Origin of the sequence: Streptomyces toyocaensis (assembly GCF_000725125.1) — a bacterium.
In the GTDB taxonomy this organism is placed as follows: Bacteria; Actinomycetota; Actinomycetes; order Streptomycetales; family Streptomycetaceae; genus Streptomyces; species Streptomyces toyocaensis.
This window is the reverse complement of sequence record NZ_JFCB01000007.1, coordinates 184,561-196,148: the sequence shown is the minus strand read 5'-3', so window position 1 is coordinate 196,148 and position 11,588 is coordinate 184,561. Positions and strand designations below refer to the sequence as shown.

9 protein-coding genes are annotated in these 11,588 nt (G+C 73.1%); all 9 read left to right on the top strand.

The features are described from left to right. Nucleotides 1-88: 88 nt before the first annotated feature. The 9 genes from BU52_RS11110 to BU52_RS11070 all read left to right on the top strand — a co-directional run bounded on the left by BU52_RS11110 (nt 89) and on the right by BU52_RS11070 (nt 11,435). Entirely contained in the window at nt 89-661 is a 573-nt protein-coding gene (locus BU52_RS11110; RefSeq protein ID WP_037932064.1) for a YqgE/AlgH family protein, read from the top strand. A 30-nt stretch (nt 662-691) separates the two neighbouring features. After that, nucleotides 692-979 carry a DUF3039 domain-containing protein gene (locus BU52_RS11105; protein WP_037932061.1) on the top strand — a complete coding sequence of 96 codons (288 nt, stop codon included), beginning with the start codon at nt 692-694 and terminating at the stop codon, nt 977-979. Nucleotides 980-1,204: 225 nt separating this feature from the next. After that, nucleotides 1,205-2,497 carry an extracellular solute-binding protein gene (locus BU52_RS11100; RefSeq protein ID WP_037932059.1) on the top strand — a complete coding sequence of 431 codons (1,293 nt, stop codon included), beginning with the start codon at nt 1,205-1,207 and terminating at the stop codon, nt 2,495-2,497. An 8-nt stretch (nt 2,498-2,505) separates the two neighbouring features. Then, on the top strand, nt 2,506-3,453 hold the full coding sequence (locus BU52_RS11095) for a carbohydrate ABC transporter permease (protein WP_107061137.1): 948 nt from the start codon (nt 2,506-2,508) through the stop codon (nt 3,451-3,453). Between the two features lie 29 nt (nt 3,454-3,482). Next, a complete protein-coding gene (locus BU52_RS11090; protein WP_037932054.1) occupies nt 3,483-4,328 on the top strand; it encodes a carbohydrate ABC transporter permease in 846 nt (281 codons plus the stop codon). Between the two features lies 1 nt (nt 4,329). Beyond that, nucleotides 4,330-5,973, top strand: a complete 1,644-nt coding sequence (locus tag BU52_RS11085; protein ID WP_037932052.1) for a beta-N-acetylhexosaminidase — start codon at nt 4,330-4,332, stop codon at nt 5,971-5,973. Nucleotides 5,974-6,235: 262 nt separating this feature from the next. Next, the gene (locus BU52_RS11080) at nt 6,236-7,129 is read left to right on the top strand and encodes an FAD binding domain-containing protein (protein WP_037932049.1); all 894 of its coding nucleotides are present in this window, start codon (nt 6,236-6,238) and stop codon (nt 7,127-7,129) included. After that, complete coding sequence (locus BU52_RS11075) at nt 7,126-9,123, top strand: 2Fe-2S iron-sulfur cluster-binding protein (RefSeq protein WP_037932046.1); 1,998 nt, start codon at nt 7,126-7,128, stop codon at nt 9,121-9,123. The genes BU52_RS11080 and BU52_RS11075 overlap by 4 nt, the downstream gene beginning before the upstream one ends. Beyond that, entirely contained in the window at nt 9,120-11,435 is a 2,316-nt protein-coding gene (locus BU52_RS11070; RefSeq protein ID WP_037932043.1) for a xanthine dehydrogenase family protein molybdopterin-binding subunit, read from the top strand. The genes BU52_RS11075 and BU52_RS11070 overlap by 4 nt, the downstream gene beginning before the upstream one ends. Nucleotides 11,436-11,588: the final 153 nt, after the last annotated feature.

Genomic DNA, 11,588 nt, shown 5'->3' with positions numbered 1-11,588 from the left:
AGGCGGCTCCTTTCGATTCATGGCCGCGTTCACTCCCGTACCCCCATTGCCTCCCCCTGCGGACGGAAGATGCGGGATCATGTCTGGCATGACCGAGGTGTCCTCGCTCACAGGGCGGCTGCTCGTGGCCACTCCCGCTCTGGCGGACCCGAACTTCGACCGCGCGGTGGTGCTCCTCCTCGACCACGACGAGGAGGGCTCCCTCGGTGTCGTCCTCAACCGTCCGACCCCGGTGGACGTGGGCGACATCCTGGAGGGCTGGGCGGACCTGGCCGGCGAACCCGGTGTCGTCTTCCAGGGCGGCCCGGTGTCGCTGGACTCGGCGCTCGGTGTCGCCGTCGTCCCGGGCGGGGCGGCCGGGGAGACCGCGCCGCTGGGCTGGCGGAGGGTGCACGGCGCGATCGGTCTGGTCGACCTGGAGGCGCCGCCGGAGCTGCTCGCCTCCGTCCTCGGCTCCCTGCGCATCTTCGCCGGTTACGCCGGGTGGGGCCCGGGCCAGCTGGAGGACGAGCTGGTGGACGGCGCCTGGTACGTCGTGGAGTCCGAGCCCGGTGACGTCTCCTCCCCGGTCCCGGAGCGACTGTGGCGCGAGGTGCTGCGCCGCCAGCGCAACGAGCTGGCGATGGTGGCCACGTATCCGGACGACCCTTCGCTCAACTGATGGCTGTGAGCTTCAGTACCCTTGGCTGTTATGAGCACTCTTGAGCCCGAGCGCGGGACAGGTACGGGGACCCTCGTCGAGCCGACGCCGCAGACCTCCCACGGCGACGGAGACCACGAGCGCTTCGCCCACTACGTCCAGAAGGACAAGATCATGGCGAGTGCCCTCGACGGCACTCCCGTAGTGGCGCTGTGCGGCAAGGTCTGGGTGCCCGGCCGCGACCCGAAGAAGTACCCGGTCTGCCCCATGTGCAAGGAGATCTACGAGTCCATGGGTGCCGGCGGCGACGACAACGGCAAGGGCAAGGGCGACAAGTAGCCCTCTTTCTTCCTCCGCCGGTCGGCTCCTCGCGAGGCCCCCGGGGTGCGCTTTGTGCGCCCCGGGGGCCTTTGTGCTGTTCGCGCGTTGCGCAGGGTGCGTCCGCCGGTCACAGAGTGGTTGAGACCTCTTGTCGTGCGGTTCACCCAGTCCCTAGCCTCCGGGGTGTTGTGCACAGCGAAACCGCTATTGCATATGGTGCAACGCGTTCGGAGGAGCAACTCCATGAAGCTGTCCGCCCGCCTGGTCGCCGTCGCGGCCGTCCTCGCCACCGCCGCCTGCGCGCCCCAGACCTCCGGCAACTCCGCCTCCGACAAGGACGAGAAGACCGGCACCCTGCGCGTCTGGCTCTTCCAGGAGGTCAACAACCGGCCCAAGGAAGAGGCCGTCGACTCCGTCCTCGCGGAGTTCGAGAAGGCGCACCCGGGCACCGAGGTCACCGTCGAGTACATACCCGTCGAGACCCGCGCCCAGCGCATCAAGGCCGCCTTCAACGACCCGGGCTCCGCCCCCGACCTCATCGAGTACGGCAACACCGACACCGCCGGCTATGTGAAGGACGGCGGACTCGCCGACGTCACCGAGGAGTTCGGCGCCTGGGACGAGGCCAAGGACACCGACCCCACCGCCAGGCAGTCGGTCACCGTCGACGGAAAGGTCTACGGAACCCCGTACTTCGTCGGTGTCCGCGCGCTGTACTACCGCACCGACGTCTTCGACGAGCTCGGCCTCGACGTCCCGAAGACCCAGGCCGAACTGATCTCCACCGCCAAGGAGATCCGCGCCGCCAGACCGGAGATGTACGGCATCGCGGTCGGCGGCGCCTACACCTACGGCGCGATGCCGTTCATCTGGGCCCATGGAGGCGAACTCGCCACCGGCAAGGGGGGCTCGTACGCCTCCGCCATCGACAGCGCCGACGCCCGCGAGGGCATCGAGGCCTACACCTCGCTGTTCGGCGACGACAACTGCCCGGCCGCCAAGTGCGCCGGCATGGGCGGCAACGACACGGTGACCGCCTTCGCCTCGGGCAAGGCGGCCATGGCGATCGGCGGCGACTTCAGCCACGCGGCCGTGGAGGCCGGGAAGGTCAAGGGCAAGTACGCCGTCGTGCCGCTGCCGGGCGTCGAGGCCGGCTCCATCGCCCCCGCCTTCGCCGGGGGCAACAACCTCGGCGTGCTGAAGTCCACCTCGCACCGCACCCTGGCCGTCGACCTGATGAAGCGGCTCGCCTCGAAGAAGGCCCAGGGCGCCCTCTTCGACGGCATGGGCTTCCTGCCCACCTTCTCCGACGTGCGGGAGCAGGTGGCCGCGAAGGAGACCTTCGTGAAGCCGTTCGTCGAGACGCTCGCCGCCGACACGAAGTTCGTGCCGGCGTCCCCGGCGTGGGCGCGGATCGACGCGTCGCTGGTGCTGCCGACGATGTTCCAGGAGATCGTCTCCGGCAAGAAGAGCGTGGCCGCCGCCTCGGCGGACGCGGCGAAGAAGATGAACGAGGCGTTTGGCTCCGTCGGATGACTTCGCCCATGAGCTCGAGGGCTGTGGAGCGCGGACGGGTGCGGGTCGGTCGTGGTTTCTCGCGCAGTTCCCCGCGCCCCTGGGGGGGTTCTCGTACCCCTTGGCTGTATCTGGCGCCGGCGCTGGTCGTCCTCGGAGGGCTGCTGGCCTACCCGATCTACCAGCTCGGGCTGATCTCGCTCTTCCACTACACCCAGGCGCAGGTCAGTGGCGGGGAGCCGACCACCTTCGAGGGGTTCGGCAACTACGCCGAGCTCTTCGGCGACGAGCAGTTCTGGCAGGTGCTGCTGGCCACCGTGGTGTTCGCGGCGGCCTGCGTCCTCTGCACGCTGGCCGTCGGCTGCGCGCTCGCCGTGCTGCTCACGCGGGTGCGGGCCGTACCGCGGCTGGCGCTGATGCTGGCCGCGCTCGGCGCCTGGGCGACGCCCGCGATCACCGGGTCGACCGTCTGGCTGTTCCTCTTCGACGCCGACTTCGGGCCGGTCAACCGGGTGCTGGGCCTCGGCGACCACGCCTGGACGTACGGCCGGTTCAGCGCCTTCTTCCTGGTGCTGCTCGAAGTGGTGTGGTGCTCCTTCCCGTTCGTGATGGTGACCGTCTACGCCGGGATCCGCTCCGTACCGTCCGAGGTGCTGGAGGCCGCCTCCCTGGACGGGGCCTCGCAGTGGCGCGTCTGGCGTTCCGTGCTCGTCCCGATGCTGCGGCCGATCCTGGTGGTCGTCACCATCCAGTCCGTCATCTGGGACTTCAAGGTGTTCACGCAGATCTACGTCATGACGGGCGGCGGCGGCATCGCGGGCCAGAACCTGGTCCTGAACGTCTACGCCTACCAGCAGGCGTTCGCGTCCTCGCAGTACAGCCTCGGCGCGGCGATCGGCGTGGTGATGCTGCTGATCCTGCTCGCCGTCACGCTGGTGTACCTGCGGCTGCTGCGCCGGCAGGGGGAGGAACTGTGAGTCTTGTGCGCCAGGCCGGGAAATCCCGGGTGAATCCTGTGCGCCGGTTCGTCCGGCGTCCGGGGCGGCTCGCGGCCGAGTCGGCGGCGCTGCTGATCGCCGCCGTGGTGGCCTTCCCGCTGTACTGGATGGTGCTGAGCGCCTTCAAACCGGCCGGGGAGATCGAGTCGACCGAGCCGCGTCCGTGGACGTTCGCGCCCACGCTGGACTCCTTCAGGCGGGTGTTCGGGCAGCAGGAATTCGGCCGGTACTTCCTCAACAGCGTCGTCGTCGCCGTCGCCGTGGTGATCGCCTCGGCACTGATCGCCTTTCTCGCCGCGACCGCCGTGACGCGTTTCCGGTTCCGTATGCGGACCACCGTGCTGATCATGTTTCTGGTGGCCCAGATGGTGCCCGTGGAGGCGCTGACGATCCCTCTGTTCTTCACGATGCGGGACCTCGGCGGGCTGAACACGCTCTGGTCACTGATCCTGCCCCACATCGCGTTCTCCCTGCCGTTCGCGATCTGGATGCTGAGGGGGTTCGTGAAGGCCGTTCCCCAGGCGCTGGAGGAGGCCGCCGCCATCGACGGGGCGAGCCGCGCGCGCTTTCTCTGGCAGATCCTTTTCCCGCTCGTCCTGCCGGGGCTCGTGGCCACCAGCGTGTTTTCCTTCATCTCCACCTGGAACGACTTCCTGTTCGCCAAGTCGTTCATCATCAGCGACATCTCGCAGTCCACCCTGCCGATGGCGCTGCTGGTCTTCTACAAACCCGACGACCCGGACTGGGGCGGGGTCATGGCGGCGTCCACGGTGATGACGATTCCGGTACTGGTCTTCTTCGTACTCGTGCAGCGGCGCCTGGTCTCCGGACTGGGCGGCGCGGTGAAGGACTGACGTGACTGATCTGATTCCGGCGCCCCGCAGTGTGGTCGCCGGTTCCGGCGAGGTGCGGCTGACGGCGCACTCGCGGCTGTACGCCGGTGACGGGACCGAGGGTGTGGAGCACTGGCTGCGCACCGTCCTGGGGCAGGCGACCGGACTGCCGCTGCGCGAGGGGCGGGAGCACGACGAGGCGGCCGGGGACGGCATCGCGCTCCGGCTCGACCCCCGTCTCGGCCCCGAGGAGTACCGCCTCGTCAGCGACCGCCGCGGCGTCCTGGCCGAGGGCGGCAGCGCGGCCGGTGTCTTCCGGGGCGCCCAGACGCTGCGGCAGCTCCTCGGCCCGGACGCGTTCCGCAGGGCCACGCTCGGCCGCGGCCGGGTGTGGGCCGTACCGCACGTGACGATCGAGGACGGCCCCCGCTTCCGCTGGCGGGGGCTGATGCTGGACGTCGCGCGGCACTTCATGCCCAAGGACGGCGTCCTCCGCTACATCGACCTGATGGCGGCCCACAAACTCAATGTGCTGCACCTGCACCTGACGGACGACCAGGGCTGGCGCGTCGAGATCCGGAGGTATCCGAGGCTCACCGAGACCGGCTCCTGGCGCGCCCGGACGAAAATCGGCCACCGGGCCTCACCCTTGTGGGACGACAGGCCGCACGGCGGTCACTACACCCAGGACGACCTCCGCGAGATCGTCGCCTACGCGGCCGAGCGGCATATCAGTGTCGTCCCCGAGATCGACGTACCCGGGCACTCACAGGCTGCCATCGCCGCGTATCCCGAACTCGGCAACGCCGACGTCGTCGACACCGCCTCCCTGACCGTCTGGGACACCTGGGGGATCAATCCGAACGTACTTGCCCCCACGGACCACACTCTGCGCTTCTACGAAGGGGTGCTCGAGGAAGTCCTGGAACTGTTCCCCGCGGACGCCGGCCCGTTCTCGCCGTTCGTGCACATCGGCGGCGACGAATGCCTCAAGGACCAGTGGCGCGCGTCAAAGACCGCCCAGAAGCGGATCGGCGACCTCGGACTCGCCGGCGAGGACGCGCTGCAGGCCTGGTTCATCGGGCACTTCGACGGCTGGCTCGCCGCGCGGGGGCGCCGGCTGATCGGCTGGGACGAGATCCTGGAGGGCGGCCTTGCCCCCGGTGCCGCGGTGTCCTCCTGGCGTGGTTACGCGGGCGGGGTCGGCGCCGCCCGGGCGGGGCACGACGTCGTCATGTGCCCCGAGCAGCAGGTGTACCTGGACCACCGTCAGGACGCCGGCCCCGACGAGCCGGTGCCGATCGGGTACGTGCGCACCCTGGAGGACGTCTACCGGTTCGAGCCCGTACCGGCGGAGCTGACGCCCGGGGAGACCGCGCGGGTGCTGGGGACCCAGGCCAACGTGTGGACCGAGGTGATGGAGGACCAGGGGCGCGTGGACTACCAGACATTCCCCCGGCTCGCCGCGCTCGCCGAGGTCGCCTGGAGCGACCTGCCCGCCCCCGCCGACCGGGACTTCGCCGGCTTCGAACGGCGGATGACCACCCACTACCGGCGTCTCGACGCCCTCGGCGTCGCCTACCGTCCGCCCACCGGACCGCTGCCCTGGCAGCGGCGCCCGGGCGTGCTGGGACGCCCGATCGACGGGCCCCCGCCCCGGCTGTAGCCCTCACGCCCCCTGCCCACCGCCCGGCCCGAACAGGCCGGGCGACAGGGCGCAAGACCCACCGAAGAGTGTCAATCGCGATGCACCGGTGAAGCCGGGTGAAAACGGTCAAGTCCGGGGTGAGGTGGGTGAATGCCTCCTAGCGGACCCCCGTCTTCGGCGCCTGCCAAGATGTGCCAGAGTTGCCACGTCCGCCCTGTCAGCACGTACCGTACGGCGCACAGGTGGGACCAGGTGGGGCAGCGGGAAGGGGCAGCCGGTTTTGAGCACGCACGCACCGCAGGCGGCGCAGGCCGTGACGCTGCCCACGACGCTGGACGAGGCCGTGGCGGCCCTCACGGCCATGCCCGCCGCCGTGCCCGTCGCGGGCGGCACCGACCTCATGGCCGCCGTCAACTCCGGGCAGCTCAGGCCCGCCGCGCTGGTCGGCCTCGGCAGGATCAGCGAGATCCGCGGCTGGCAGTACCTGGACGGACACGCGCTGCTCGGCGCGGGTCTCACCCACGCGCGCATGGGCCGCCCCGACTTCGCCGCCCTCATCCCGGCGCTCGCCGCCTCCGCGCGGGCCGCCGGACCGCCGCACATCCGCAACGCGGGCACCCTCGGCGGCAACATCGCCTCCGCCGCCCCCACCGGGGACGCGCTGCCGGTGCTGGCCGCGCTGGAGGCGACGCTGGTCGTCGCGGGCCCGGACGGCGGCCGCCGCGAGGTCCCGGTGTCGCACCTGCTGGCCGGAATGGACCTGCTGCGCCCCGGTGAACTCATCGGCTACGTGCGCGTGCCGCTGCTGCACGCCCCGCAGGTCTTCCTCAAGGCGACCGGCCGCACCGGCCCCGGCCGTGCCGTCGCCTCCGTCGCCCTCGTGCTCGACCCCGCCCGGCGCGGGGTGCGCTGCGCGGTGGGTGCCATCGCGCCGATGCCGCTGAGGCCCCTGGAGGCCGAGCAGTGGGTCGCGCAGCTCATCGACTGGGACAACAACCGCGCGATCGTGCCCGAGGCACTGACCGCGTTCGGGGAGTACGTCGCCGCGGCCTGCATCCCCGACGCCGCCCCCGAAGAGGACGGCACCGTCCCACCGCTTCCGCCCGCGGTACTGCACCTGCGGCGCACCGTCGCCGCGCTGGCCCGACGAGCACTGGGGAGGGCACTGTCGTGACCGACGACCAGCACGGAGAGGGCACGCCCCCCGGCGGCAGCCGCTGGGACCCGCTGCCCCAGGGCGACTACGACGACGGCGCCACGGCCTTCGTGAACCTCCCCGAGGGGGGCATCGACGCCCTGCTGGACTCCATGGAGAGTCCGCTCGCCGCGCCCGGCCACGGCTACGTCCCGCCGCCGATCACGGTCACCCCCGCGACCACCGCGGGCACCGACCCGGCGGCCACCGGCACGTGGGCGGCCCCCGGCGCGCCCGTCGACGGCGCCCAGTGGCACGACCCGCAGGCCCCCGCGGCGGACGGGGCGGCGGGGGACCGGTTCGCGTACCACCCGGGCGCCACCGGGCAGTGGGACTTCGGGGAGGCGGCCGCGGAGAACCCCGCCCCGGGACAGGACGTCACCGGCCAGTGGTCGATCCCCGTCGCGGACGGCGACCTGCCGGACGAATCGGGCGAGTTCACCACCTCCGCCCTCGTCGAGCAGTGGGGCGGCGGCACGCCCCCGGCCACCCTGCCGGGCGGCGCCCCGGCCCCCTGGGCCGGCACCCAGTCCATCGGCCGGCCGTGGGGCCCCGGCGTGCCCGGTGTCCCGCAGGACCCGGAGCACCGGGGCGGCGAGCACGGCCCCGTACCGGAGCAGCGGGACGCGGGAACGCGGCCGCACGGCGAGGGCCACGGGCCCGCGTTCGATGAGCACCCGGCGGCGGGCGGATACGGCGAGCAGCCCGAGGCGGACGCGTACGCCGGTCCCGCGCAGGGGTACCCGGACGCCGCCGCCCCGCCGGAGACGCCCGGCGTGCCCGGCCACAGCCCCGGACAGCCCCCGCACGGCGACGGCCACGCGCCGCAGGAGCCGTACGACGGGGACGCGCACGCCGGGCGTCACTCGTCCGGTGTCCCCCAGCCGTTGCCCGCCGAGGACTACGCGGAGCCGCGGTGGCAGCCCGGCGCGGAGGCCGCCGGCGGCGCCCCCGCCGGACCCGGCGAGCAGGAGCCCGGCGAGCAGGAGCCCGGGGGGTACGCGCCTTCGGAGCACGCACCGGGCGAGCACCCGCACCCCGGTCCCCAGGAGGCCGTGGAGCCCGCTCCGGGGGCCGGTGAGTCCTCCGTCGAGCCCGCGGGTGCCGACCGCGCTCCTGAGGCCGCCGGGAGCCCGCCGGAACCCTCCACGGCCCACAGGGAGGCCGCGCCGGAGGCGGACCCCGAGGCGGACCCCGAGGCGGACCCCGAGGCGGACCCCGACGACGGCGCGACCGCGGACGCCACCGGGACCACCGAGGCGCCACCGCACACGTCGGGCGAACCGGACCCCCCGGGCCGACCGGAAACCCTGGGCTTCCCCCACGACGACCACCCCCTCGCCTCGTACGTGCTCCGCGTCAACGGCACCGACCGGCCCGTCGCCGACGCCTGGATCGGCGAGTCGCTGCTCTACGTGCTGCGCGAGCGGCTCGGCCTGGCCGGTGCCAAGGACGGCTGCTCGCAGGGCGAGTGCGGCGCGTGCAACGTGCAGGTCGACGGCCGGCTCGTGGCGTCGTGCCTGGTCCCGGCCGTCACCGCGGCCGGCAGCGAGGTCCGCACCGTCGAGGGCCTGGCCCAGGACGGCCGGCCCTCCGACGTGCAGCGGGCGCTCGCGCGGTGCGGCGTCGTGCAGTGCGGCTTCTGCGTCCCGGGCATGGCGATGACCGTGCACGACCTCCTGGAGGGCAACCCGGCGCCCACCGAGCTGGAGACCCGGCAGGCCCTGTGCGGCAACCTGTGCCGCTGCTCGGGCTACCGGGGCGTGGTGGACGCGGTCAAGGAGGTCGTCGCCGAACGCGAGGCGCACGCCGGGACCGCCGAGTCCGACGCCGACGACGAGAGCGGCACACCGCGCATCCCGCACCAGGCCGGCCCCGGCGCCGGTGGCGTCAACCCGACGGCGTTCGGCGGCCCCGGCCCCTTCGAGCAGCCCCAGGACCGGCCCCACGGCCAGGACGGAGGCCAGGCGTGAGCAACGAAGCAGCCACCGTGCAGGCCGCGCAGGCCGACGGGACCGCCCCCGAGCCGGAACCCCTCCCGCACGGACTCGGCGCCTCGCTCCCGGCCGCCGACGCCCGCGCCAAGACCGAGGGCACCTTCCCTTACGCCGCCGACCTGTGGGCCGAGGGCCTGCTGTGGGCGGCCGTGCTGCGCTCCCCGCACCCGCACGCGCGCATCGTCTCCATCGACACCACCCACGCGCGTGAGATGCCCGGCGTCCGCGCGGTCGTCACGCACGAGGACGTCCCCGGCGCCCCGGTGCACGGCCGCGGCAAGGCCGACCGCCCGGTCTTCGCCTCCGAGGTCGTGCGCCACCACGGCGAGCCCATCGCCGCCGTCGCCGCCGACCACCCCGACACCGCGCGGATGGCCGCCGCCGCCGTCATCGTCGAGTACGAGGTGCTCGACCCGGTGACCGACCCCGAGCAGGCGTTCGAGGCCGCGCCGCTGCACCCCGACGGCAACCTGATCCGGCACATCCCGCTGCGCCACGGCGACCCCGAGGCGGCCGGCGACGTCGTCGTCGAGGGCCTGTACCGCATCGGCCGTCAGGACCCCGCCCCCATAGGGGCCGAGGCCGGGCTGGCCGTGCCCCGCCCGGACGGCGGCGTCGAGCTGTACCTGGCGTCCACCGACCCGCACGGCGACCGGGACACCGCCGCCGCCGCGTTCGGCCTGGAACCCGACCGGGTGAAGATCGTCGTCACCGGGGTGCCCGGCGCCACCGCCGACCGCGAGGACCAGAGCTTCCAGCTCCCCCTCGGCCTGCTCGCGCTGCGGACCGGCTGCCCGGTGAAGCTCACCGCCACGCGCGAGGAGTCCTTCCTCGGCCATGCCCACCGCCACCCCACACTGCTGCGCTACCGCCACCACGCCGACGCCGAGGGCCGGCTGGTCAAGGTCGAGGCGCAGATCCTGCTCGACGCGGGCGCCTACGCCGACACCTCCTCCGAGGCTCTGGCCGCCGCCGTCGCCTTCGCCTGCGGTCCGTACGTCGTCCCGAACGCCTTCATCGAGGGCTGGGCGGTACGCACCAACAACCCGCCCTCCGGCCATGTGCGCGGAGAGGGCGCGATGCAGGTGTGCGCCGCCTACGAGGCGCAGATGGACAAGCTGGCCAAGAAGCTCGGGGTCGACCCCGCGGAGCTGCGGCTGCGCAACGTCATGGCGACGGGCGACGTGCTGCCCACCGGCCAGACCGTGACCTGCCCGGCGCCGGTCGCCGAACTCCTCCAGGCGGTGAGGGACTTCCCGCTGCCGCCGTTGCCCAAGGACACCCCCGAGGACGAGTGGCTGCTGCCCGGCGGCCCCGAGGGCGCGGGCGAACCGGGCGCGGTGCGCCGGGGCGTGGGCTACGGTCTCGGCATGGTGCACATGCTCGGCGCGGAGGGCGCGGACGAGGTGTCCACGGCCACCGTGCGGGTCCAGGGCGGCGTGGCGACCGTGCTGTGCGCGGCCGTGGAGACCGGCCAGGGCTTCTCCACCCTGGCCCGGCAGATCGTCCAGGAGACCCTCGGCGTCGACGAGGTGCACGTGGCGCCCGTGGACACCGACCAGCCCCCGGCGGGACCGGGCTGCCGCGGCCGGCACACCTGGGTCTCGGGCGGCGCCGTGGAGCGCGCGGCCAAGATGGTCCGCACCCAGCTCCTCCAGCCGCTCGCGCACAAGTTCGGCATGTCCACCGAGCTGCTCCAGATCACCGACGGCAAGATCACCTCGTACGACGGCGTGCTGTCCACCACCGTCACCGAGGCGATGGAGGGCAAGGAGCTGTGGGCCACCGCCCAGTGCCGCCCGCACCCGACGGAGCCGCTGGACGAGTCAGGCCAGGGCGACGCCTTCGTCGGCATGTCCTTCTGCGCGATCCGCGCGGTGGTCGACGTCGACATCGAGATCGGCTCGGTGCGGGTCGTGGAACTGGCCGTCGCCCAGGACGTGGGCCGGGTGCTGAACCCGGCGCAGCTGGCCGCCCGGATCGAGGCGGGTGTGACCCAGGGGCTGGGTGCCGCGCTCACCGAGAACCTGCGCACACCGCGCGGCCTGGTCCGCCACCCCGACCTGACCGGCTACGCCCTGCCGACCGCGCTGGACGCGCCGGACATCCACATCGTGAAGCTGGTCGAGGAGCGGGACGTGGTCGCGCCGTTCGGCGCGAAGGCGGTCAGCGCGGTGCCGGTGGTGGCCTCGCCGGCGGCCGTCGCGTCCGCGGTCCGGGCCGCCACCGGCCGCCCGGTGAACCGGCTGCCGATCCGACCGCAGGCCGCGGTGGTCACCGGCACCTGAGACCCCTTTCGGGGTGTTTTTCCCGCGCCGGGGCAACGAAAGCGGTTGCCCGCGCGTCTTGTGGGACGAGGGCGCCGGTTCCGGCGCGCCCTCGGTCCGGGGGCGTTGTCAGTGGTGGCGCGTAGTGTTCCGATCAGTGGGGACGGCCGCCGG